This is a genomic window from Aquipseudomonas alcaligenes NBRC 14159 (assembly GCF_000467105.1).
Taxonomy (GTDB): Bacteria; Pseudomonadota; Gammaproteobacteria; order Pseudomonadales; family Pseudomonadaceae; genus Aquipseudomonas; species Aquipseudomonas alcaligenes.
Window position 1 is genome coordinate 43,163 of the sequence record NZ_BATI01000018.1, and the last position, 24,427, is coordinate 67,589.

The following is a 24,427-nucleotide window of genomic DNA, read 5'->3' on the forward strand; positions in this document are numbered from 1 at the left end:
GTTCCCGCTCAGCTCAGTTTCACTCCCCGCACCCTTGCCCGCAGACAGCGCAGATCCAGGAAGGCCACGATGTCGGACGCACCCGCCGCAACTCAAACCCAGGATGTACTGGACAAGGCCGTCGCCGAAGGCGGCGCCTACGAGGTGCTGCACAAGCGCCTGCAGGACCAGGGCCAGCGTCTGCGGCAGACCACCGAGCAGCTCAACCGGCAGCGCCTGGAGGAGTTCGGCAGCAGCCAGATGGAGGTGATCGGGCGGGTACGCATCCGCACCGAGAACAACTGCATTGCCCGCGACATCGTCCAGGTCGGCGACTGCCTGCTGTTCGGCTACAACGTGTTCCTCGGCCTGAAGAAGGAGACCCGCGTCGAGGACGTGTTCTCCCTCTACCGCCTGGTCGAGCAGGCCGAAGGCTACGAGGCCGAGCCGGTGCCGTTGGACGGCAGCTTCCTGGCCCAGGCCAGCTTCGTCGCCGACTTCAACGAGCTGTACAGCTACTACAAGAACACCCGCCTGCTGCAGCTGATGGTGCGCGACGGCAAGCTGCTGGCGAGTTTCCAGATCGGTGAGCGGATCAGCGACATTCGCGTGTTCCGCTGGTCGATCTCGGTCGACGGCCAGGACGTGCGCTACATCGACAACCGTGGCGAGCGCGACATCGCGCTGCCGGCGCCGTTCGATTTCGAGTGGATCAAGGCCACCCGCGAGATGGTGGTGGAAGGCCGCCATCCGCACCTGAACATCCTCGACATCCTGTTCGTCGAGACCATCGGCGGCGACCTCACCATCAAGGTCGAGAACAACACCGAGACCGGGCTGGGCATCTACCGCGAGGAGGTGCTGGACAAGACCCAGTCGCTGGACGACGCCCAAGTCGAGTTCGCCCGCCTCGGCAGCCTGGTACTGCTCAAGGTACTGCCGTACCGCGAGGAGCAGTGGCGCTACCTGGTGTACAACGGCCTCACCGGCAAGGTGGAGCGCATCGACGCCATCGGCCAGGCCTGCGTGCAGCTGCCGGACGACCACGGCATCATCTTCCCCGGTGGCTACTACCTGCAGAGCGGCGAGTACAAGACCTTCGAGCAATCGATGGCCGGCATGCGCTTCAAGCGCGCCGTGCGCTCGCCCAACGGCGAGGACGTGCAGTATATCTTCTACCACCCGGAAGAAGGCCGCGCGGTACTGCTGACCTACAACATGATCAACCGCCAGCTGCAGAATCCGCTGTTCGGCCACGGTTATGCGCGCCTGGAGGATGGTCGCACGGTGATCTTCGCCGCCGAAGGCGAGGAGCCGACCCGTATCCACCCGATGCAGATCTGGCAGACGCCGTTCTGCAGCGACGAGTTCGCCGCCCGCCAGCCGGCGCGCAGCGGCTTCCTCGGCAAGATCGGCAACGCCGAGCTGGTGCGCGGCGTCTCCGACCTCTACGACCTGTGCCGCGAGATCGACACGCCGGCGGTGTCGGTGCAGCGCTATAGCCTGCTGTGCCAGAACACCCGCCGCCTGTTCGACGCCTACCACTGGCTGGCCGGCGAGCAACTGGCCGGGCTGGCGCCGCTGCTGCGCGAGATCGCCGCCACCGCCGAGCTGGTGCTGGACGAGTACGAGAAGGTCGAGAGCATCCGCAAGCAGTCGGCCCAAGCCATGGTCGACGCCGAGAGTCGCCACAAGACCCTGCTCGACGGCCTGCTGCCGGACAGCTGGGACCAGGCGCAGAGCTTCGTCGACGGCCTCAACGGCATCACCGCCCAGCGCGGCCTGCTGCTGACCATCCGTGAGTACCGCTACATCGACCTGCTGCGCCTGGACGCCATGGAAGCCGAGCTGCTGGCCGCCCAGGAACGCGTGTCGGCCGCTACCGCCAGCTTCCTCGCCGGGCCGACCGCGCTGCAGCCGTTCGTGGTGCGCCTGCAGGGCCTGGATGAGCAGGCGCAGAAGGCCGAGACCGTGGCCCAGCTGAATGAGCCACTGGCGGCGCTGCAGACCATGGCCGCCGACCTGGACATGCTGTCCGCCCTGATGGCGTCGCTGAAGATCGACGACGCCACCCAGCGCACCCGTATCGTCGAATCGATTTCCGAAATCTATGCCCGCCTCAACCAGGCCAAGGCCCGTGCCGAGCAACGGCGCAAGGGCCTGGGTTCGAGCGAGACGGTGGCGCAGTTCGGCGCCCAGTTCAAACTGTTCAGCCAGGGCATCACCAACGCCCTCGGCCAGGCCCAGGACCCGGAGCGCTGCGACGAGCAGCTGGCCCGCCTGCTGGTGCAGCTGGAGGAACTGGAGAGCCAGTTCGGCGACCAGGAGCAGTTCATCGGCGATATCCTGGCCAAGCGCGAGGAGCTGCTGGAGACCTTCGAGGCGCATAAGCAGGCGCTGCTCGACGAGCGCCAGCGCAAGGCGCAGAGCGTGCTGGATGCGGCCAAGCGCATCCTCGACAGCCTGGCCCGGCGCACCGCCAAGTTCACCCAGGCCGAGGAACTCAACGCCTTCTTCGCCGCCGACCCGCTGATCCTCAAGCTGCGCGAGATGACCGAGCGCCTGCGCGAGCTGAAGGACAGTGTCAAGGCCGACGACATCGAGGCGCGCCTCAAGGGTGCCCGCGATCAGGCCGTGCGCGCGCTGCGCGACAAGAGCGAGCTATTCGAGGAAGGCGGCAACGTCATCAAGCTCGGCCCGCGCCACCGCTTCAGCGTCAACACCCAGGAGCTGGACCTGACCCTGCTGCCACGCGGCGACCAGCTGTACCTGCACCTGACCGGCACCGACTTCCTCGAACCGCTGGCCAACGCCGAGCTGGAGGCGCTCAAGCCGTTCTGGCAGGTGGCGCTGGAGTCCGAGTCCGAGCAGCTGTACCGCGCCGAATACCTGGCCGGCGAGGTGCTGGCGGCCGCCGACGAGGGGCGCGAGGGCCTCGACCTGGAGCGCCTGAAATCCCTGCTGGCACAACCGGACGAGCTGGCCAAGCTGATCCGCGATTTCGCCGCGCCGCGCTACAAGGAAGGCTACGAGAAGGGCATCCACGACCACGACGCCGCCGCCATTCTCGCCCAGCTGCTGCCGCTGCGGGGCAGCGCCGGGCTGCTGCGCTACGGCGCCGAGGCGCGCGCGCTGGCCTGCCTGTTCTGGAGCCTGCAACGCGACAACGAGAGCGCTGCCCAGTGGCCGGAACGGGCGCGTACCAGCCGCCATATCCAGCAGCTGTTCGGCCGCCGCGAAGGCCTGCAACAGCTACAGGGCGAGATCGCCGAGGCGCTGCAGACCTTCCTCGCCGAGCAGCCGCTGGGCCTGGGCGAGGCGGTGCTGAGCGAGGCCGCCGAGTACCTGGTGCAGGAGCTGGCCGCCGAGCGTATCGAGTTCGTCTTCAGTAAGTACGCCAAGCAGTTGCAGGAAGGCCTCAAGCTGCGCCTGCAGGGCGCGCGCATGTGGGACGACTACCAGCGTGCCCTGGCCAACCTCGATGGCCGCCCGGCGGCGCAGTGGGCGCTGGCCGACAACTGGCTGCGCGGCCTCTGCGCCCAGGACGAGTTCGCGCCGCTGGCCGGCTATGTTGCCGAGGCGGTAGCGCTGTCGCTGCTGGCCGAAGGCTTCCCCGGTCGTGTCACCGAAGTGGACCTGCGCTTCACCGTAACCGGCCTGATGGGCGAGCACCCGCGCATCCAGGAGCGCCAGCTGGTACTGGCGGTGGACGACCTGTTTGCCCGCCTGCGCCGTCACCGCGAGACCTTCCTGCCCGGCCTGCAGCGCTACCAGGCGCTGCGCCAGGAGGTGATCGGCCGCGAGCGCGCGGCGCTGCGCCTGTCCGAGTTCAAGGCCAAGCCGCTCAGCTCCTTCGTGCGCAACAAGCTGATCAACGATGTGTACCTGGGCTTTATCGGCGACAACCTGGCCAAGCAGATGGGCACCGCCGGCGAGAACAAGCGCACCGACCTGATGGGCCTGCTGATGCTCATCTCGCCGCCCGGCTACGGCAAGACCACGCTGATGGAGTACGTGGCCCATCGCCTCGGCCTGATCTTCATGAAGATCAACGGCCCGGCCCTCGGCCACGAGGTGCGCTCCATCGACCCGGCCCAGGCGCCGGACGCCACCTCGCGCCAGGAGCTGGAGAAGCTCAACCTGGCGCTGGAGATGGGTAACAACGTGATGCTGTATGTCGACGACATCCAGCACACCCACCCGGAATTCCTGCAGAAGTTCATCTCGCTGTGCGACGGCACCCGGCGCATCGAGGGCGTGTGGAAGGGCCGGACCAAGACCTACGACATGCGCGGCAAGAAGTTCTGCGTGATCATGTCCGGCAACCCGTACACCGAGTCCGGCGAGGTCTTCAAGATTCCGGACATGCTGGCCAACCGCGCCGACATCTACAACCTCGGCGACACCCTGGGCGGCATGCAGGAGGCCTTCGCCCTCTCGTACATCGAGAACGGCCTGACCTCCAACCCGGTGCTGGCGCCGCTGGCCACCCGCGACATGGCCGACGTCTACCGCTTCGTCGCCAAGGCCGAGGGCAAGCCGTTCTCCGCCAACGAACTGAGCCACGGCTACAGCGGTGCCGAGATCAACGAGATCGTCAGCACCCTGCAGCGCCTGATGCAGGTGCGCGACGTGGTGCTGCGGGTCAACCAGCAGTACATCGCCAGCGCCGCCCAGGCCGACCAGTACCGCACTGAGCCGCCGTTCAAGTTGCAGGGCAGCTACCGCAACATGAACAAGATGACCGAGAAGATCAGCGCGGTGATGAACGACGCCGAGCTGCTGCAGCTGATCGCCGACCATTACCAGGGCGAGTCGCAGCTGCTCACCACCGGCGCCGAGGAGAACCTGCTCAAGCTGGCCGAGCTGCGCGGCAATATGACCGCGGAGCAGAGCGAGCGCTGGGCGCAGATCAAGCGCGACTTCCTGCGCAACAAGGCCATGGGCGGTAGCGACAGCGATGTCGGCTCCCGCGTGGTGGCCCAGCTCAACGACCTGGTCGAGGGCATCCGTGCTCTGGGCGGTGAGCCGCAGAAGCAGCAGGAAATTCCCTGGGACGAGCTGCTGGCCGGTCTGCAGCGCCTCGGCAGCCTGCAGCCGCAGGTCGAGGTGGCCGTGCAGGCACCGCCGCAGCCGGGCGTGCAGGTGCTGCTGGAACGGCTGGCCGAGACCCTGCAGAACAGCTTCCTGCCGCTGATGAACGCGATGGACAAGAAGATCGAGATCGACCTGCGCACCCACAACCGCATGGGCGAGATGGCCCAGCGCATGCGTGAGCTGGGCCAGTTCCTCGGCGCGCCGCAGGCGCCCGCCGAGCCGGGGCCGGAGCAGGCGTGACCGCCTGGCTGGCGCCGCGCCTGCAGCTGCTGGCCGGCATCGCCGGGCTGATGCTGCTGGTGCAGCTGATCAACAGCCTGAGCGGCGATGCCCTCAACGCCTGGGGCGTGCTGCCGCGTCACCTCGGTAGCCTGCCCGGCATTCTCTTCGCGCCCTGGCTGCATGCCGGCTGGTGGCATCTGCTGAACAACCTGCCGGGCCTGCTGTTGCTCGGCTGGCTGGCGCTGCTCGGCCCGCCGCGGCGCTTCGTCGCTGCCAGCGCCTTCATCATCCTCGGCAGCGGCCTGCTGGTTTGGTTGCTGGCCCGTCCGGGCATGCACCTGGGCGCCAGTGGCTGGGTGTTCGGTCTTTGGGGCCTGCTGCTCGGCCGTGCCTGGTTCGAGCGCAGCCTGGGCAGCCTGCTGATCGCCGTGCTGGTGCTGTTCTACTACGGCGGCTGGTGGTTCGGCCTGCTGCCGCGCCAGGGCATCTCGTTCGAATACCATCTGGCGGGCGCCCTGTGCGGCGTGCTGTATGCCGCGCTGACCCGCACCTCAAGGAGAAACTGAATGGATTTCACCCGCCTGGACCAGCAGCTGCGCGACAGCCTGGTCGACCTCAAGCTGAGCAACGAGGAGCGCGACGAGCTGCGCCAGCTGGGCAGCGACCTGGGCCCGGACCAGGTGCGCTACCTGCGTAACCGCGCCTTCGATCTGGTGCGCGACCTGACCCTGAGCGATGCGGCCAATGCCCTGCCGGCACTGAAATGGCTGGAGCAGGTGATCAAGACCCTCGATGCCGCCAGCGCGCCGCCGCGCCCGGCCGTGGCCAGCGCCCACTTCAGCCCCGGCGAGGACTGCCTGCGCAAGATCCGCGAGCTGTGCCGCCAGGCTCGCGAGACGGTGGATATTTGCGTCTACACCATCTCCGACGACCGCCTGAGCGAGGAGATCGTCGCCTGCCACCGCCGTGGCGTGACGGTGCGGGTGATCAGCGACAACGAGAAACAGCACGACGAGGGCAGCGACATCCAGCACCTGATCGCCCAGGGCGTGCCGCTGCGCATCGACGACAGCCCCTATCACATGCACCACAAGTTCGCCCTGTTCGACGGTCGCCTGCTGCTCAATGGCAGTTTCAACTGGACCCGCAGCGCCAGCACCAGCAACGAGGAGAACCTGCTGGTGATCGACCATCCACAGCTGGTGAGCAGCTACGCGCGCGAGTTCGACGAACTCTGGGCGCGCTTCGCCCGCTGAGATCAGGCGGCGCTGGCGGCAGGCTCCCAGAACGCGTCGCTGCTCAGCTTGGCCAGCAACTGGCCGCGTAGCGCCTGCCCCTGCTCGGCCAGTTCGGCGAGCTTGCCGGTCAGGCTGGCGAGTGGCGCGGCGACGGCGAACAGGGTGCGCAGGTCCAGCGCCTCGATGGCCTGCTGCAGATGGTCGTGCTCGATGAGGGCGGCGATCCAGTCGCGCTCGTCGAATATCTCGCTCTCGGGGATCTCGGCGCGGGCGGCGAGGGCCAGGTCCAGGCGCTGCAGTTGCAGATAGGTGGTGGCGATGTCCTCCAGCAGCAGGGCCTTGTCGAGGTCCTCCAGGTCGTCCTGCGGGCCGCTACGGCTCAGCAGTTCACGGGCCTGCGCCAGCTTGGCCAGGGCATCTTCGGCGCGGCCGAGCTGGTGCAGCAGGCGCGCCAGCAGACCGAGATTGGCGATGCGGCTGTAGCTGTCCATGCCCTGCAGCAAGCGCTCCATTTCCTCCAGCCCACGACGAATCTCATAGCTGGTGCGCTGCCGCTCGGGCAGCAGGCTCTGGGTCGACAGGCGCGCATCGAGCACGAAGAAGCGCAGGTCGTCCTGCTCGTCCTCGGTGAGCTGCGCTACCCAGCCCTCGGCCTGGTCCAGCAGCCTGGCGGCCAGCTCGGGGCGTTCACCGACCTGCAGTTTCCACAGCGACAGATACAGGTCGATGCGTTCCTGCGGGCTGCGTGCGCGTGCCTGCAGTCCGGCTGCGGCCGTTTCGAAGCTACCGCGGACGATATGCCACTGCGCCAGCCGGACCAGCAGGGTGGTGTGCTGGGCGTTCGTCACCTGGCCCAGCAGCTCCTCGGCCTGGATCAGCTGGTCGCGGGCCAGCATGGCGCCGAACATCTGCCCCTGCAGGGACTCGCTCTGATACTGCGCCAGGCCCTGGAGCAGGGCGCGGGCCTGCTCGAACAGGCCGGCCCGGATCAGTTCGGCGATGGCCGCCGGGCGCTGTGCCACCGGCAGTTGTTCGGCAATCGCCTGCAGCCGGCTGAACTCGCCAAGTGCGGCCAGTTCCGCGAGCAGCGCGTCCAGCCCCAGGTACTCGTCGACCGCGGCGCTGCCCTGCATCAGCTGCCAGGCCAGGTCGAGGCTGTGCAGCGCGGCGTCGCGCTGCTCCAGTTCGCGTTGCTGGCGGGCCAGCTGGGTCAGGTGGAGAACGTCGGCGTTGCCCTTGTACGTGTCCAGTTCGCTCAGCTCGGTGCGCGCCTCGTCCAGGCGGCCCTCGGCGCGCAGCAGCGCTACCCTGAGCAACGGCTGCGCGGGCAGTTCGTCGCCGGACTGCGTCAGCAGCTCCAGGGCCTGGCGCTCCTCGCCTGCCTCGATCAGGTGCCTGAGCAGGTTGCTCAGGGCGACGCCGCGGTGATGCGGGTCGAGCTTGCCGAGCAGCTGCAGGGCAGCGTCCTGCCGGCCTTCATTCAGCCAGCTGACGCACAGGCCGCTCTGGACGAGCTGCCAGGCATCGCCCTGCAGCTTGCCGGCCAGTGCGCGGGCCAGCTCCGGGCTGATCAGTTGCAGGTAGGTGACGCGGTTGACCTGCTTGGCTTCGTCCAGGGTGATGCGCGCCGGACTGCCCTGGATGTTCAGGTGCAGGTCGCCGGGGTCGCGAGCGCTGATGAAGATGACCACGCCGACGATGATGGCGATGACCAGAAGTGCGATGAACATTTCCATGGAATTTCCTTCTCCAGGCAAGCCGCTCGACCATGAGGGCTTTCGATGCGCGGTCTTATAAGGGGCCTGCCTGTGCCTGGCAACCGCGCCGGACGCTATTTGCCAACCTGGTCCGGTCGTACGGTCCGCACCTGCCAGGGGTTTCGCGCTAGACTTGCCGCCCTTCGTTCCCAGCCGGTACTGCCCCATGGCTCTGCAAGCCACGCCCTACAAAGTCGAACTCAACCTCACCGACATCGATCGCAACGTCTACGAGAACCTGCGCTTCACCGTGGCCAAGCATCCATCGGAGACCGAGGAACGCCTGTGCGTGCGCCTGATCGCCTACGCCCTGTGGTACCACGAGCAGCTGGCCTTCGGCCGTGGCCTGTCCGATGTCGACGAGCCGGCGCTGTGGGAAAAGAGCCTGGACGATCGCGTGCTGCACTGGATCGAAGTCGGCCAGCCGGACGCCGAACGCATTACCTGGTGCTCGCGGCGCACCGAGAAGTTCAGCCTGGTGGCCTACGGCAACCTGCGCGTCTGGCAGAACAAGGTGCTCGACAGCGTGCGCAGCCTGAAGAACATCAACGTGGTGGGGGTGAACCAGGAAGCCCTGGAAAACCTGGCGCGCGATCTGCCGCGCTCGGTGAGCTGGAGCGTGATGATCAGCGATGGCCACCTCTATGTGACCGACGAGCGCGGCCAGCACGAGATTCCGCTGGAGTGGCTGGCTGGCGAACGCTGATCGTTCCCCCTCTCCCCTTGGGAGAGGGGCCAGGGGTGAGGGTCTTGCCAACTGCTCGGAATCTCCCTCACCCCAGCCCTCTCCCGGAGGGAGAGGGAGCAAGACGTGCCACTCCGGCCCGCCCAGAAACACAACCGGACTACCCATGCGCATCGAACCCCGCCCACTTCCCGCCCAACTGCCCGACCTGGGCGACTTGCCGCCCCTGCTGACCCGTCTGTACGCGGCGCGTGGCGTGCAGTCCGCCGCCGAGCTGGACAAGGGCCTGGCGCGGCTGATTCCGTATCAGCAACTGAAGGGTATCGACGCCGCGGTGGACCTGCTGGTGCAGGCCCTGCAGCAGCGCCAGCGCATCCTCATCGTCGGCGACTTCGATGCCGACGGCGCCACTGCCAGCTCGGTCGGCGTGCTCGGCCTGCGCATGCTCGGCGCGGCGCATGTCGATTATCTGGTGCCCAATCGCTTCGAGTATGGCTACGGCCTGACCCCGGAAATCGTCGCCGTGGCCCTGCAGCGCCAGCCCGAGCTGCTGGTCACCGTCGACAACGGCATCTCTAGCGTCGACGGCGTGGCCGCGGCCAAGGCGGCCGGGCTCAAGGTGCTGGTCACCGACCACCACCTGCCGGGCCCGGAGCTGCCGGCGGCCGACGCCATCGTCAATCCCAACCAGCCGGGCTGCGCGTTCCCCAGCAAGGCACTGGCCGGGGTCGGGGTGATGTTCTACGTGCTGCTGGCCCTGCGTGCGCGGCTGCGCGAGCTGGGCTGGTTCGCCAAAGCGGGTATCTCTGAACCGAACCTAGGCGAGCTGCTCGACCTGGTGGCCCTGGGCAGCGTGGCCGACGTGGTGCCGCTGGATGCCAACAACCGCATCCTGGTGCACCAAGGGCTGGCGCGCATCCGCGCCGGGCGGGCGCGGCCGGGGCTGCGGGCGGTGCTGGAGGTGGCGGGGCGCCAGCACGCGCGGATCACCTCCACCGACCTCGGCTTTATTCTCGGGCCGCGCCTCAACGCGGCCGGGCGCCTGGATGACATGAGCCTGGGGATCGAGTGCCTGCTGTGCGAGGACGAGGCCCTGGCCCGCGACATGGCGCAGCAGCTCGACGAGCTGAACAAGGATCGCAAGGCCATCGAGCAGGGCATGCAGCGCGAGGCGCTGGCCCAGCTCAAGGATCTGCCGCTGGCCGATATGCCGTTCGGCCTGTGCCTGTTCGAGCCGGACTGGCACCAGGGCGTGATCGGCATCCTCGCCTCGCGCCTGAAGGAGCGCTACCACCGCCCGGCCATCGCCTTCGCCGACGCCGGCGACGGCCTGCTCAAGGGCTCGGCGCGCTCGGTGCCGGGCCTGCACATCCGCGATGCGCTGGACGCCGTGGCGGCGCGCCATCCGGGGCTGATCAGCAAGTTCGGCGGGCATGCCATGGCCGCCGGCCTGTCCCTGCCGCAGGAACACTTCGGCGCCTTTGCCGCGGCCTTCGATGCCGAAGTACGCCGCCAGCTGAGCGAGGACGACCTGACCGGCCGCCTGCTGTCCGATGGCCAGCTGGGGGCCGAGGAGTTCCATCTGGAGCTGGCCAAGGCCCTGCGCCATGCCGGGCCCTGGGGCCAGCATTTCCCCGAGCCGCTGTTCCACGGCGTGTTCCAGATCGTCACCCAGCGAGTGGTGGGCGAGAAGCACCTCAAGCTGGTGCTGAAGACCGAATGCGGCAGCCTGACCCTGGATGGCATCGCCTTCAACGTCGACCGCGATATCTGGCCCAACCCCAACGTGCGCTGGGTCGAGCTGGCCTACAAGCTGGACGTCAACGAGTACCAGGGGCGCGAGAGCGTGCAGCTGATGGTGGCGCACCTGGCGCCGCGCTGAGCGGGTTGTTCTCCCTCTCCCGTTTACGGGAGATGGCCTGTTTCAGTTACCTCCTCCCAGCGGTGGGCGAGGGGAGAATCAGCTCTGCGGCGCTGGGGCGGTCGAGCCTTCGGCCAGTGCCCGCGCGCTGACGTCCTGCCAGCGTGACAGCAGCTGCGGCGACTGTGTCGACGGGCGCTGCGGGGCGCTGCCGAGGAAGATGCCGTGGTTGTTGAAGGCATAGACCGGCAGCAGGTCGCGGCGCTGGTGGGCGGGCAGGATCTGCGTCTGCAGGTTGTCGAGGATCAGCGGTTCGGCGCGCTCGTCGGCGTAGTAGGCCAGCACCATGTGTGCTCGTTTCAGTTCCAGGGATTTGACGAAGGTCAGGCGCAGCTTGTCGCTGGCCACGCCCAGGCGCAGCAGGCCGAAGTACTTGGCGATGGCGATGTCCTCGCAGTCGCCACGGCCGCGGCCGAGGGTTTCGCGCGGAGTGGCCCAGTAATCGGCCTCGCCCCAGATATCGCGGTCTTCGCCGTGCAGCACGCTGCGGTTGACGAAGCGGTTGACCCGTTCCAGCAGTGCGGCATCGTCGGCGCTGCCGGGCGTCGCCAGCACCTGCTCCCAGGCGTCCAGGCGATTGGCGCTGATCGCCTCGGCCAGCGCTGCCGGCTGGGGGTTGCCGGCATTGCTCGGGGTGCCGATCAGCCCCACCCATAGCCCCAGTGCGCCGAGCAGGGCTCGGCGCGGAGGGCGGCAGATGGGCGAGGGCAGTGGCATGGCGGCTGTTCCGGCCGCCGGGATGGCGGGATTCGGGCGATCCTGAAAGATCGCCCTGCCGCCGGATGTGACGGCCTACTCTGTTTGCGCGTGCATTTGCCGGCTTAGCTGCAAATCCATGCGCTGGTTCACGCTCCGCCTACCAACCCAGCTGCTTGTTGAAGCCGAGGGCATCGTAATAGTCGCCCTGGTAGGCGATCTTGCCGTCCTTGATGCGGATGAAGCTGACCCCCTCGAACGACAGCGGCTTGCCGGTGGCCTTGGTCTCGGCACTCCAGTCGCCGCTGTTGGTGCCGCTGAACTTCCACTGGAAGGCGATGCCGTCGGCGCTGACGATGGGCGCGCTGGTCATCTCCCACTTCAGGTCCGGTACGGCGCCGACGAAGACCTTGATCACGTTGTCGCGCGCGGCGGCCTTGCCGTTCTGCGGCGTACCGACCGTGGCGTCGAAATACACCGCGTCCTCGGCCAGGAAGGTGGCAGCCTGGTCGGCGTCATGGGCATTCCAGGCGGCCATGTAGCCGTCGACGATGGCCTTGGCGTCGGCCGCCTGGGCCAGGTGGGCGAAACACAACAGCGACAGCAGGGATAAGGCTCTGACGAGATGACGCATGCTTGCCTCCATGCGGGCGGACCCGCGGGTGATGGGCCGGCTGGCCCGAAATCGGCGTAGCGCTGCCCGCGAGCGGCGCCGGGCGCCGCCCGTGGGGCAGGGAAACATTGGCGTTATCTGAGCGTCGCGCGCGGCGCTCGGATCAGTGCTTGATCATCACGTGGCGGATGGTGGTGTAGTCCTCCAGCCCGTACATGGACATGTCCTTGCCGTAGCCGGAGAGCTTCATGCCGCCGTGCGGCATCTCGCTGACCAGCATGAAGTGGGTGTTGACCCAGGTGCAGCCGTACTGCAGGCGCGCCGACAGGCGATGGGCGCGGCCCACGTCGGCGGTCCACACCGAGCTGGCCAGACCGTAGTCGGAGTCGTTGGCCCAGGCCAGGGCCTGCTCCTCGGTGTCGAACTCGGTGACCGAGACCACCGGGCCGAACACCTCGCGACGGACGATTTCGTCGTCCTGGCGAGCGCCGGCGAGCACGGTCGGCTCGACGAAGAAGCCCGGACGGTCGGCGGCCTGGCCGCCGGTGACCACCTGGATGTGCGGTACGGCCTTGGCGCGTTCGAGGAAGCCCAGCACACGGTCGCGGTGGGCAGCGGTGATCAGCGGGCCGAGCTCGACGCCATCCTCGTCCTGGGTGCCCAGCTTGAGCGTGCTGACGGCCTCGCCGAGCTTGGCGACGAACTGCTGGTACACGCCTTTCTGTGCATAGATGCGGCAGGCGGCGGTGCAGTCCTGGCCGGCGTTGTAGAAGCCGAAGGCACGGATGCCTTCCACGGCGGCGTCGATGTCGGCGTCGTCGAAGATCAGCACCGGGGCCTTGCCGCCCAGTTCCATGTGGGTGCGTTTCATGGTTTCGGCGGTGCTGGAAACGATGTTGACGCCGGTGGGAATGGAGCCGGTCAGCGAGACCATGCGCACCTTGGGATGGGTGACCAGTGGCTGGCCGACGCTCGGGCCGCGGCCGAACACCAGGTTGACCACCCCGGCGGGGAAGATCGGCGCGATCAGCTCGGCCAGTTTCAGCGCGGTCAGCGGGGTCTGCTCGGAGGGCTTGAGCACCACGCAGTTGCCGGCGGCCAGGGCCGGGGCCAGCTTCCAGGCAGCCATCATCAGCGGGTAGTTCCAGGGCGCGATGGAGGCGACCACGCCGACCGGGTCGCGGCGGATCATCGAGGTGTGCCCCGGCAGGTACTCGCCGGCGGCCGAGCCCGGCATGCAGCGCACCGCGCCGGCGAAGAAGCGGAACACGTCGGCGACCGCCGGCAGCTCGTCGCCCAGGGTGGCGGCGTAAGGCTTGCCGCAGTTCTGCGATTCCAGGCGGGCCAGTGTCTCGGCATGGGTGTCGATGGCGTCGGCCACCTGCAGCAGCAGCGCCGAGCGCTGGCCCGGGGTGGTCTGCGACCAGTCGGCGAAGGCGGCATCGGCCGCCTGCACGGCAGCGTCGACCTGGGCCGGGCTGGCCTCGGCGATCTCCATCAGGGTGGTACCCAGCGAAGGATTGAGGACCGGCTGGACAGCACCTTCACCAGCCACCAGTTGGCCGTTGATCAGCAGTTTGGTTTGCATCGCATAAGCCTCGTCGTTGCGGTTGTTTGTTAAGCCCCTCTCCCTTTGGGGAGGGGTTGGGGTGAGGGAGTTACGAGCTGCACAGAGCCCGGCCCCTGTCCCGACGGGAGAGGGGCGTAAAGGTCATTTGCCGCTGCCGGCCACGCCCTCGCCACCCTTGGTCAGGTAGTAGGCGCCGAGGATCGGCAGCATGGTCACCAGCATCACCAGCATGGCGACCACGTTGGTCACCGGCACGTCACGCGGGCGCGACAGCTGGTTGAGCAGCCAGATCGGCAGGGTCTTCTCATGGCCGGCGGTGAAGGTGGTGACGATGATCTCGTCGAAGGACAGGGCGAAGGCCAGCATGCCGCCCGCCAGCAGGGCTGAGCCCAGGTTGGGCAGGACGATGTAGCGGAAGGTCTGCCAGCCGTCGGCGCCCAGGTCCATGCTGGCTTCGATCAGGTTGTAGCTGGTGCGGCGGAAGCGGGCGATGACGTTGTTGTAGACGATCACCACGCAGAAGGTGGCGTGGCCGATGACGATGGTCAGCAGGCCCGGCTCGATGCCGAAGGTCTTGAACGCCGAAAGCAGGGCGATGCCGGTGACGATGCCGGGCAGGGCGATCGGCAGGATCAGCAGCAGGGACACGCTCTCCTTGCCGAAGAAGTCGCGCCGCCACAGCGCCGCCGCGGCCAGGGTGCCGAGCAGCATGGCGATCAGCGTGGCGATGCTCGCCACCTTGAGCGACAGCACGATGGCTTCCAGCACGTCGGCACGGGCGAAGGCGACGCTGAACCAGCCCAGGGTCAGACCCTTGGGCGGGAAGCTGAAGCCGGCGCTTTCGGTGTTGAAGGCGTAGAGGAAGATGATCAGGATCGGGAAGTGGAGGAACACCAGCCCGCCCCAGGCGGCAGCCTTGAGGCCCCAGGACGCTTGCTCAGAGTGCATCGAAGGCCCCCAGACGCTTGACGATGGACAGGTAGATGGCGATCAGCACGATCGGCACCAGGGTGAAGGCGGCGGCCATCGGCATGTTGCCGATCGCGCCCTGCTGGGCGTAGACCATGCTGCCGATGAAGTAGCCGGGCGGCCCCACCAGCTGCGGCACGATGAAGTCGCCGAGGGTCAGGCTGAAAGTGAAGATCGAGCCGGCGGCGATGCCGGGAACCGACAGCGGCAGGATGACCTGCAGGAAGGTCTGCGCCGGGTGCGCGCCGAGGTCGGCCGAGGCCTGCAGCAGCGAGGGCGGCAGACGTTCCAGCGAGGCCTGGATGGGCAGGATCATGAACGGCAGCCAGATGTAGACGAACACCAGGAAGCGCCCCAGGTGCGAGGTCGACAGGGTGTTGCCGCCGATGCCGGGGATGCCCAGGAGGAACTCCAGCACGGGTTGCAGGTGCAGTACCTGGACGAACCACATGGCGACTCCGCCCTTGGCCAGCAGCAGAGTCCAGGCGTAGGCCTTGACGATGTAGCTGGCCCACATCGGCAGCATCACCGCGATGTAGAAGAAGGCCTTGGTCTTGCCGCTGGTGTAGCGCGCCATGTAGTAGGCGATGGGGAAGGCCAGCGCGGCGCTGGCCACGGATACCGCGACCGCCATCGTCAGGGTGCGCAGGATGATGTCGAAGTTGGCCGCCTGGAACAGCGCCTTGAAGTTGCCCAGCGTGAGGTCCGGGGTGACCGTCATGCTGAAGTCGTCGAAGGTGTAGAAGCCCTGCCACAGCAGAGTCAGCAGCGAGCCCAGGTAGATGGCGCCGAACCACAGCAGCGGCGGAATCAGCAGCAGCGCCAGGTACAGCGTGGACTTACGGTAGAGCAGGCTGGACAGGCGGCGCAGCAGGCCGCCATCCGTCTGCAGGGCCAGGGTCTGGCTGCTCATTTCAGGCCTCCTCGCGCAGCGCGACCATGGCGGCGCGGGCCCAGCGCGCGGTGACGCGCTGGCCGGGCTGGCAGGGGGCATCGCCGACGCCCCACTGGTTGTTGGCCTGGCTCACGGCGAAGTTCTGCCCGTTGTCGAGCTGCAGCTCGTAGCGGGTGGCGGCGCCCAGGTACTGGATATCGTGCAGCAGGCCGCTGATCTCCGCCTCGTCGCTGGCCGGCAGGCTGGCGCCGCTGTCGACCAGGCGCACATGTTCCGGACGGATCGACATCGGGCGCGGCGAGCCGCTGACCCGGATGGCCAGGTCGCCCTTGAGCACGTTGCTGGTGCCGACGAACTCGGCGACGAAGGTGCTGGCCGGATTCATGTACAGGTTGCGCGGGGCATCGACCTGCTCGATACGGCCCTTGTTGAACACTGCCACGCGGTCGGACATGGACAGCGCCTCGCCCTGGTCGTGGGTGACGAAGATGAAGGTGATGCCGAGCTGGCGCTGCAGCTTCTTCAGCTCGCTCTGCATCTGCTCGCGCAGCTTGAGGTCCAGTGCGCCCAGTGGCTCGTCGAGCAGCAGCACGCGCGGGCGATTGACCAGGGCGCGGGCCAGGGCCACGCGCTGGCGCTGGCCGCCGGACAGCTGTACCGGCTTGCGTGCGCCATAGCCGCCCAGGGCTACCAGGGCCAGCGCCTCTTCGGCGCGGGCCAGGCGCTCGGCCTTGGCCACGCCCTTGACCTTGAGGCCGTAGGCGACGTTCTCCAGCACGTTCATGTGCGGGAACAGGGCGTAGTCCTGGAACACCGTGTTGACGTCACGCTGATAGGGCGGCAACCCGGCCGCCTCGGCGCCGTGGATGCGGATGGAGCCGGCGCTGGGTTGTTCGAAGCCGGCGATCAGGCGCAGGCAGGTGGTCTTGCCCGAGCCGGAGGGGCCGAGCATGGAAAAGAATTCGCCGTCCCGGATGTCGATGGACACCCGGTCGACGGCCTTGACCTCGCCGAACACGCGGGACACATCGGTGAATTGCACTGCAAGGGTCATCTCGAACACTCCAGGAGGAAAGCCACCCACCACCGGCCCGGCCGGTTTGCCGACACGAGACGGGAGAGTCGGTGGTGGGTGTACAACGGGAAAACGGTGGAAGTAGGGACTACTCCCTCTCCCTCTGGGAGAGGGCAGGGGTGAGGGAGCTATAGGCCGCTTGGCGTCGCCTGAGATGGCTCGGAGTTGCCTGAAAATCCCTCACCCCTACGCGGGCCGCCCCGGCCCCTCTCCCAGAGGGAGAGGGGAGGCTTACCTGCCGCCCATGATGGCGATGTAATCCTGGGTCCAGCGGCTGTAGGGCACGTACTTGCCACCCTCGGCCTGCGGGGTTTTCCAGAAGGCGATCTTGTCGAAGTTGTCGAAGCCGTTGGTCTTGCAGCCCTCGGCGCCGAGCAGGGCGTTGCCCTGGCAGGCGGCCGGTACCGCCGGTACCGAGCCGAACCAGGCGGCCAGGTCACCCTGCAGCTTGGGCTGCAGCGACCAGTCCATCCACTTGTAGGCACACACCGGGTGCTTGGCCTCGGCGTGCAGCATGGTGGTGTCGGCCCAGCCGGTGGCGCCTTCGGCCGGGACGGTGGAGGCGATCTCCTGCTTCTCCAGTTGCAGCGCGTTGACCTGGTACGGCCAGGCGCTGGAGGCGACCACGCCTTCGTTCTTGAAGTCGTTCATCTGCACGGTGACGTCGTGCCAGTAGCGGTGGATCAGCGGTTGCTGCTGGCGCAGCAGTTCCAGCGCGGCGGCGTACTGCTGCTCGTTGAGCAGGTAGGGATCGCTGATGCCCAGCTCCGGCTTGTGCGCTTTCAGGTAAAGCGCGGCGTCGGCGATGTAGATCGGGCCGTCGTAGGCCTGCACGCGGCCCTTGTTGCTCTTGCCGTCGGCCAGGGTCTGCTCCTCGAACACCACTTTCCAGCTGCTCGGCGCTTCCTTGAACAACTTGGTGCTGTACATCAGCACGTTCGGGCCCCACTGGTAGGGCGTGCCGTAGTGCTGGCCGCCGACCGTGTGCCAGGGCGCGTCCTTCAGACGCTCGTCGATGTGTTTCCAGCTGGGGATCAGGTCGACGTTGACCGGCTGCACGCGCTTGCCTGCGATCAGACGCAGCGAGGCATCGCCCGAGGCGGTGACCAGGTCATAGCCGCCCTTGGCCATCAGGCTGACCATCTCGTCGGAGGTGGCGGCGGTCTTGACGTTGACCTTGCAGCCGGTGTCCTGCTCGAACTGGGTGACCCAGTCGTAGTTCTTGTCGGTTTCGCCGCGCTCGATGTAGCCGGGCCAGGCGATGATGTCGAGCTGGCCTTCGGCGCTGCCGAGGGTCTTGAGCGGTTCGGCGGCTTGCACGGCGCCTGCGGCGAGCAGGGCGGTGGCGAGAGCACTGATAAGCGTGGTGGTTGGCGCGGACATCGTGATTCCCTCTTGTTGTGACCTGTTATCGGGGCAGATGAATGGCGTTCGGCAGACCGCGCCGAGCGGGTTGGGTCAGTCTAGTTGTTGTCCGTGGCGAACCATGATGTGGCGCACCACGCTGTAGTCCTGCAACGAGTCGCTGGACAGGTCCTTGCCGTAGCCCGAGCGTTTCAGCCCGCCGTGCGGCATCTCGCTGGCCAGCATGAAGTGGGTGTTGATCCAGGTGCAGCCGTACTGCAGGCGGTTGGCCAGCTGGAAGGCCTTGTCCAGGTTCTGCGTCCACACCGAGCTGGCCAGGCCGTATTCGGAGTCGTTGGCCCAGTCCAGCGCCTGGCTCAGGTGGTCGAAGCGGGTGACGGTGACGACCGGGCCGAACACCTCGCGCTGGACGATCTCGTCGCTCTGCTTGCAGCCGGCCAGCAGGGTCGGCTGGTAATGGAAGCCAGGGCCGGAATGCACCGCGGCACCGGTGACGCGCTCGATATGCGGCTGGCCAAGGGCGCGCTCGACGAAGCTGGCCACGCGGTCGCGCTGGCGCGCGCTGATCAGCGGGCCGATCTCGTTGTCGGCGTCCTTTTTGCGGGCGAAGCGAATGCTCGCCACCGCATCGCCCAGTTCGGCGACCAGGCGATCGTGGATGCCTTTTTCCGCGTAGATGCGGCAGGCCGCGGTGCAGTCCTGGCCGGCGTTGTAGTAACCGTAGCTGCGGATGCCCTGGACCACGGCGTCGATGTCGGCATCGTTGCAGACGATCACCGGCGCCTTGCCGCCCAGCTCCAGGTGCGTGCGTTTGAGGGTGCGCGCGGCGCTTTGCAGGATCTTCTGGCCGGTGACGATATCGCCGGTCAGCGACACCATGCGCACTTTCGGGTGGCCGACCAGGCTGCTGCCGACGCCTTCGCCACCGCCGCAGACGATGTTCAGCACGCCGGCCGGGAGGATCTGCGCCAGCGCCGGGGCCAGCGCCAGGATCGACAGCGGCGTGTGCTCGGAGGGTTTGAACACCAGGGTGTTGCCGGCGGCCAGGGCCGGGGCAATTTTCCAGGCCGCCATCATCAGCGGGTAGTTCCACGGCGCGATGGAGGCGACCACGCCGACCGGGTCGCGGCGCACCAGGCTGGTATGCCCTTCCAGGTACTCGCCGGCCAGCTGGCCCTGCTGGCAGCGCACGGCGCCGGCGAAGAAACGGAAGACGTCAGCGGTCGCCGGCAGGTCGTCCTGGCGCGCCAGATGCAACGGCTTGCCGCAGTTCAGGGCTTCCAACTGGGCCAGCTGCTCGGCCTGCGCATCGATGGCCTCGGCAATCGCCAGCAGGGTGGCGGCGCGTTGTGCCGGGGTGGTCCGCGACCAGGCGGGGAAAGCGCGGTGGGCGGCCTGCACGGCGGCTTCGAGCTGCTCCAGCGAGGCCTCGGCGATGCTGCACAGGACTTCGCCGCTGGCAGGATTGAGGATGGCTTCGGCGACACCTTCCCCGCCGACCAGGTGGCCGTCGATCAGCAAGGCGCTGTGCAGGGTGGGCGTGCTCATCTTCGCGTTTCTTCTGTTATTGGTTGCGGCTGGCATGGCGGCTCCGGTTGGCCCGGGATGCCTGCGTCCATAGGGAAGCGAGACTAGAGGCCGGGCTTGAGGTCGACAAATTCTAAATATTGAAAGTGGCGTTCGATTAAATCGAAACCTTGCGGTTGTTGGGCTGTTCGCGGGCCAGGGTGAGGAACGGGTCGACTAGCGCCGGTCGCGCCGTGCCGCGGCGCCAGGCCAGGCCGACATCGAGCGGCTCGCCGAGGTCGACCAGCGGCCGCGCTTCGATGATGTCGCCCTCCAGCGACCAGGGCCGGTAGGTCATGTCCGGCTGGATCGACAGGCCGAGACCGGCGGCCACCAGGCTGCGCACGGCCTCTACCGAGGCGGTACGCAGGGTCACGTGCGGGGTCAGGCCGGCGCGGCTCCAGATGCGCTGGGTATGCAGGCCCATTTCGTCGGCGTTGAGCTGGATCAGTGGTTCGCTGGCCACGTCGGCCAGGCTGATGCTGTCGCGCTCCAGCAGCGGGTGGCGTGCCGGTAGCCAGAGGCGATGCGGCGAATGGGTCAGTACCTCGGTCTGCAGGGCGTGGCGGTCTTCCAGGTTGGACAGGATCAGCACGCCGACGTCAATCTCGCCGCTGACCAGCAGGTGTTCGATATAGGGGCGCTCGTCTTCCACCACGCGGACCTGCACGTTGGGGTAGGCACGCTGGAAGCGGGTGATCAGGTCGGCCAGGTAGTAGCCGGCGACCAGGCTGGTCACGCCGATGGTGAGGTGCCCGGCGACCTGGTCGGTGCTCTGCTGCAGGCTGCGCTTGGCATTGTCCACGGTGGCCAGGATCAGGTGCGCCTGGCGCAGGAACTGGTGGCCCTGGTGGGTCAGGCTCATGCCCTTGGCGTGGCGGTTGAACAGGCTGACGCCGATCTCCTCCTCCAGCTGCTGGATGGCCAGAGTCAGGGTCGACTGCGAGATGAATACCGCCTGGGCGGCGGCAGAGATCGAGCCGGTCTCGGCAACGGCGATGAAATGGCGGATCTGGCGCAGGGTCATCATGGCGGGCAATCCGAGGCAATTGGTTGCGGTTTATCGAAAATAGATAAAGCCGTTCTTTTTAATCGAAAGGAAGTGGTTTTTTTGCTGTACGCAATATCCGGAAGCAGAGCGTCACTTCGCGCTCCGGCTGTTGTGGTTAAAATCAAGGCCTTACATGGACAGGTAATCCCTCAGGAGGGCTTAGATGAATACTCGTGGACTGCTCGACCAACTGCTCAAATCCGGCCAGGACCTGCTGCAACAAAAATCCGGTGGATCGTCGGCCGGCGGCCTGGGTGGCCTGCTCGGCAGCGTGACCGGCGGCGGCAAGGGCGGCAGCGGTGACCTCGGCACCCTGCTCAAGGGCGCCGGTGGTGGCGCCCTGGCAGCGGGCGCTCTGGGGCTGTTGCTGGGTAACAAGAGCGCGCGCAAGCTGGGTGGCAAGGCACTGACCTACGGCGGCCTGGCGGCCCTCGGCGTGATTGCCTACAAGGCCTACGGCAACTGGCAGGAGCAGCAGCGTGCTGGCAGTGCGCAGCCGCGTATCGAGCCGCAGACCGTCGATCGCCTGCCGGCACCGCAGGCCGAACTGCACAGCCAGGCCATCCTCAAGGCGCTGGTGGCGGCGGCCAAGGCCGACGGCCATGTCGACGCCAAGGAGCGCCAGCTGATCGAGGAGCAGATCGGTGCGCTGGCCAATGATCCGGAGCTGCTGCGCTGGCTGGATGCCGAGCTGAACAAGCCGCTCGACCCTGCCGAAGTAGCGCGCGCCGCCAGCACTCCGGAGATGGCCGCGGAGATGTACATCGCCAGCGTGCTGATGGTCGACGAGGAGCACTTCATGGAGCGCGCCTACCTCGAGGAGCTGGCCCGCCAGCTCAAGCTGGAGCCGTCGCTCAAGGCCGAGCTGGAAAGCCAGGTGCGTCAGGAGCTGGCACTGCGCTGAGGTTTCACCCGGGGCTGTGGAACTCCACGCGATTGCGTCCGTTGTGCTTGGCGCGGTAGAGCGCCTGGTCAGCGAGTTCCAGCGCCCCGTCCAGTTCGGCATGGTCCTGCGGCCACAGTGCCGCGCCGATGCTGCAGCCGATGTGCGCTTCCTGGCCGTCGATGAGTACCGGCTGGCACAGTCCGTGTAGCACCCGCTCGGCGACCAGGCGCACGCGTTCCGGCTCCTTGCCTTCGCTCATGCGCAGCACCATCACGAACTCGTCGCCGCCCAGGCGCGCCACCATGTCGCCGTCGCGCAGGCAGCCGCGCAGGCGCACGGCGACATGCTTGAGCAGCTGATCGCCGGCGGCGTGGCCGAGGCTGTCGTTGATCGGCTTGAAGCCGTCCAGATCGAGGTAGAGCAGGCCCAGCGCGTTCTCGCGGTGCTTGGCCAGCAACAGGAAACGTTCCAGCGCCGCGCGATTGGCCAGGCCGGTGAGTGGGTCGCTGTGGGCCTTGTCGTCCAGCATGCCCAGCACGCTCTGCTGATGGGTGAGGCTCTCCACCAGCTGGCGAATGGACTGGCTGAGCACGGCAATTTCACGCGGGCTGTCGAGGCTGGGGATGGTGCCGATCTGTCCGGCGCTGAGGTGGTCGGCGGCTTGCGAGATGGCCCGCAGCGGACGGGTGAAGTAACCGGTCAGCAGCCAGCCGGCGGCGGCGAACAGCAGGGCCAGGGCGGCGCCCCAGAGGGCGATGTAGCGGCTCACCTCGCGGACGGGCGCGTAGGCTTCGTCCAGCCCCTGGCGCGCCACGACGATCCAGCCCAGGCCGGCGTAGTCCTGATAGCCATGACTCCTGGCCAGGCCGGTGACATATTCCTGGCCATCCGGCCAGTGTTCCACCGCCCATCGTCCCGTTTTGGCAATAGGCTGGTCCAGGCTGGGTAGCGAGAGCTTCTGACCGATCAGATGGGACGGACCGAGCAGCACACTGTGGTCGCTGCCGAGTACCAGAAATTCGACGTTGCGCCGCTGCTGGATGGGCTCGAGCAGTGCGCGGCGCACCTCGTCGGCCCAGCCCCAGGAGAGGTGGCAGGCCAGTATCCCGGCCAGTTCGCCGTCACTGCCGTACACCGGCAGGCTGATGTCGACGAACTTCATCGGTTCGCCGCTCGGGTTCGGCAGCCGTTCGGCCAGCATCACCGCTTCATGCACGTCGCCGATGAACAGGCCGCGGTAGCCCTGGATGTAGACCGGGCGCTGGGCCAGGCTGAGGCCTTCGAGAACGCCGCCGCTGGACGCCACCACCTGACCATTGGGATCGGTGAAGCCGATCCAGGCGACGCTCGGGATCTGCTGGTGGATACGGTCGAGCAGGGCGCGGATCTGCCCGGTATCGTCCGGCTGGCGCAGCACCTGCAGGCTGGCGAGCACCTGCAGGTATGCGGCGCGGCCCGCCATGTCGCTGTCCAGGCGATCGATCATCTGCAGTGAGGCCTCCACCAGGTCGCGGCCCACCTCCTCGCGGATGCGCTGGCTGGCGTCATTGCCGATCAGGCTGCCGAGCAGCCAGCTGAGCAGCGTCACCAGCAGGGCGATGAGCAGAGCAAAGTGGCTGCGTAGGCTGAAGGATCGGCGCATCGTGCTGCGGGTCTCGTGCATGGCGGGTTGCCACTAAGCATAGTGAAGGGGTGGCCCGGCCATGCGCACGGATCGCTAGAATAGGTCGCGACTGATGAGGGACGGGTGGATCATGCGGGGATGGATGATACTGGCTTGCTGCGGTTTGAGCGCGCTGGCGTGCGCCGACGAGGGCCAGCTGCTGCTCGATCAGCGCGCCTTGCTGCTCAACGACAGCCGCCTGCCCCGCGAGGCGGCGCTGGACCGTCTGCAGCAGGTACGCTTTGCCTTTCGCGAGTCTCAGGCCGAGGCTGATCAATGGCCGATCTGGACGCGCGTCCAGGGCTATCACGGCCACTGGGACGGCGGCCTGCAGCGCCGTGGCGAGAGCCTTACGCTGGGGATGGACCGGCCGCTCGCTGGTCAGTGGATCGGCGGCGGGCTGCTCGCGTTGTCTCAGGCGCGTCTGGAGGATGATGCGGATAGCGGCGTCAGCGACAGTGCCCACGTCGGTCTGTATGCCGCCACCCGTGTCTACAACCAGCTGGGCTTCAAGCTCGGCGCCCTGTACGGCCAGCATCGTCTGGACAGTGGCAGCGATCACGCCAGCGCGCACAGCTGGCAGCTGTTCGGCGAAAGCAGCTTCGCCCTGGATTTCCGCGACTTCACCCTGGAGCCCTTCGCCGGGCTGGCGCTGCTGCGCCTGGACGGCGGCGCATTACGCGATAACGGCCTGCGCCTGCAGGCGGCGGACGAGGAGGGCGGCTACCTGACCCTGGGTTGGCGCCTGGCAGCGCCCTGGTACTGGCAGCAGCGCAAATGGGTCGGCCGGGCCAGCCTAGCGCTGCGCCAGGACCTGGGCAGTGACCGTATGAATGCCGAGGCGATGACCGCGGATGGGCAGCGCCTGCGCCTGCAGGGCCGCGAGTTCGAGCGTAGCAGCCTGCGCCTGGACCTCAGCCTGGACCACGAACTGCGTGACGGCCTCTACCTCGGCCTGACCTATGCGGGCGATTACGCCGAGGATGCCCGTGACAATGCCCTGGCGGCGCGGCTCAGCCTGAAGTTCTGAGGTCGGTCCGCCGGTCAGCCTGCGGGCTGCCAGGGCGCGTGCACTCGGGTATACTCGCGGGCTTTTCCGAAACTTCGCGGTCGCGGCCTGCGTCGTGCGCGGTCGGCACCTCGCCGATGGCCCGACAGCCGCGCGCCTTTGCCCGAGAG

Annotated in this window: 18 protein-coding genes; 7 read left to right on the forward strand and 11 right to left on the reverse strand. The window is 67.5% G+C overall.

Annotation, left to right across the window (positions count from 1 at the left end; translation table 11 throughout):
• Positions 1 to 69: 69 nt before the first annotated feature.
• From PA6_RS11835 to PA6_RS11845, 3 genes are read left to right on the forward strand one after another with little or no spacing between them, the layout of a single operon-like run.
• Entirely contained in the window at positions 70 to 5,316 is a 5,247-nt protein-coding gene (locus tag PA6_RS11835; protein ID WP_021701158.1) for a DNA repair ATPase, read from the forward strand.
• A gap of 50 nt (positions 5,317 to 5,366) precedes the next feature.
• Positions 5,367 to 5,864, forward strand: coding sequence for a rhomboid family intramembrane serine protease (locus PA6_RS11840; protein ID WP_052520161.1), 498 nt, complete (start codon positions 5,367 to 5,369; stop codon positions 5,862 to 5,864).
• Entirely contained in the window at positions 5,865 to 6,554 is a 690-nt protein-coding gene (locus PA6_RS11845) for a phospholipase D-like domain-containing protein (protein WP_021701160.1), read from the forward strand. It abuts the gene before it with no gap.
• A gap of 2 nt (positions 6,555 to 6,556) precedes the next feature.
• Here the strand turns inward: PA6_RS11845 and PA6_RS11850 are convergent, their stop codons facing one another.
• The gene (locus tag PA6_RS11850) at positions 6,557 to 8,266 is read right to left on the reverse strand and encodes an ATP-binding protein (RefSeq protein WP_147289523.1); all 1,710 of its coding nucleotides are present in this window, start codon (positions 8,264 to 8,266) and stop codon (positions 6,557 to 6,559) included.
• A 193-nt stretch (positions 8,267 to 8,459) separates the two neighbouring features.
• Here PA6_RS11850 and PA6_RS11855 point away from each other — a divergent pair, with 193 nt between their 5' ends.
• Complete coding sequence (locus PA6_RS11855; protein ID WP_021701162.1) at positions 8,460 to 8,999, forward strand: YaeQ family protein; 540 nt, start codon at positions 8,460 to 8,462, stop codon at positions 8,997 to 8,999.
• 145 nt (positions 9,000 to 9,144) lie between these two features.
• Positions 9,145 to 10,860: a single-stranded-DNA-specific exonuclease RecJ gene (gene recJ / locus PA6_RS11860; RefSeq protein ID WP_021701163.1), complete on the forward strand. Its 1,716-nt coding sequence runs from the start codon at positions 9,145 to 9,147 to the stop codon at positions 10,858 to 10,860.
• A 78-nt stretch (positions 10,861 to 10,938) separates the two neighbouring features.
• Here recJ and PA6_RS11865 read toward each other — a convergent pair whose 3' ends face one another.
• The 9 genes from PA6_RS11865 to PA6_RS11905 all read right to left on the reverse strand — a co-directional run bounded on the left by PA6_RS11865 (position 10,939) and on the right by PA6_RS11905 (position 20,678).
• Positions 10,939 to 11,616 (reverse strand): transglutaminase-like cysteine peptidase, encoded by a 678-nt coding sequence (locus tag PA6_RS11865; RefSeq protein ID WP_052520159.1) that lies wholly within the window; start codon positions 11,614 to 11,616, stop codon positions 10,939 to 10,941.
• Between the two features lie 139 nt (positions 11,617 to 11,755).
• Positions 11,756 to 12,229 carry an ester cyclase gene (locus tag PA6_RS11870; protein WP_021701165.1) on the reverse strand — a complete coding sequence of 158 codons (474 nt, stop codon included), beginning with the start codon at positions 12,227 to 12,229 and terminating at the stop codon, positions 11,756 to 11,758.
• Between the two features lie 142 nt (positions 12,230 to 12,371).
• Positions 12,372 to 13,796: a gamma-aminobutyraldehyde dehydrogenase gene (locus PA6_RS11875; RefSeq protein ID WP_021701166.1), complete on the reverse strand. Its 1,425-nt coding sequence runs from the start codon at positions 13,794 to 13,796 to the stop codon at positions 12,372 to 12,374.
• A gap of 123 nt (positions 13,797 to 13,919) precedes the next feature.
• Positions 13,920 to 14,726: an ABC transporter permease gene (locus PA6_RS11880; protein WP_021701167.1), complete on the reverse strand. Its 807-nt coding sequence runs from the start codon at positions 14,724 to 14,726 to the stop codon at positions 13,920 to 13,922.
• The gene (locus PA6_RS11885) at positions 14,716 to 15,660 is read right to left on the reverse strand and encodes an ABC transporter permease (protein WP_021701168.1); all 945 of its coding nucleotides are present in this window, start codon (positions 15,658 to 15,660) and stop codon (positions 14,716 to 14,718) included. The genes PA6_RS11880 and PA6_RS11885 overlap by 11 nt, the downstream gene beginning before the upstream one ends.
• Before the next feature lies 1 nt (position 15,661).
• A complete protein-coding gene (locus PA6_RS11890; protein ID WP_021701169.1) occupies positions 15,662 to 16,696 on the reverse strand; it encodes an ABC transporter ATP-binding protein in 1,035 nt (344 codons plus the stop codon).
• A gap of 252 nt (positions 16,697 to 16,948) precedes the next feature.
• Positions 16,949 to 18,100, reverse strand: a complete 1,152-nt coding sequence (gene ydcS, locus PA6_RS11895) for a putative ABC transporter substrate-binding protein YdcS (RefSeq protein ID WP_021701170.1) — start codon at positions 18,098 to 18,100, stop codon at positions 16,949 to 16,951.
• A 75-nt stretch (positions 18,101 to 18,175) separates the two neighbouring features.
• Positions 18,176 to 19,630, reverse strand: a complete 1,455-nt coding sequence (locus PA6_RS11900) for a gamma-aminobutyraldehyde dehydrogenase (protein WP_021701171.1) — start codon at positions 19,628 to 19,630, stop codon at positions 18,176 to 18,178.
• Between the two features lie 136 nt (positions 19,631 to 19,766).
• Entirely contained in the window at positions 19,767 to 20,678 is a 912-nt protein-coding gene (locus PA6_RS11905) for a LysR family transcriptional regulator (protein ID WP_021701172.1), read from the reverse strand.
• 184 nt (positions 20,679 to 20,862) lie between these two features.
• Here PA6_RS11905 and PA6_RS11910 point away from each other — a divergent pair, with 184 nt between their 5' ends.
• Positions 20,863 to 21,603, forward strand: coding sequence for a tellurite resistance TerB family protein (locus tag PA6_RS11910; protein ID WP_021701173.1), 741 nt, complete (start codon positions 20,863 to 20,865; stop codon positions 21,601 to 21,603).
• Between the two features lie 4 nt (positions 21,604 to 21,607).
• Here PA6_RS11910 and PA6_RS11915 read toward each other — a convergent pair whose 3' ends face one another.
• Entirely contained in the window at positions 21,608 to 23,227 is a 1,620-nt protein-coding gene (locus tag PA6_RS11915; protein ID WP_043216632.1) for a GGDEF domain-containing protein, read from the reverse strand.
• A 145-nt stretch (positions 23,228 to 23,372) separates the two neighbouring features.
• Here PA6_RS11915 and PA6_RS11920 point away from each other — a divergent pair, with 145 nt between their 5' ends.
• Positions 23,373 to 24,278, forward strand: a complete 906-nt coding sequence (locus PA6_RS11920; RefSeq protein WP_169728647.1) for an autotransporter outer membrane beta-barrel domain-containing protein — start codon at positions 23,373 to 23,375, stop codon at positions 24,276 to 24,278.
• Positions 24,279 to 24,427 lie beyond the last annotated feature (149 nt).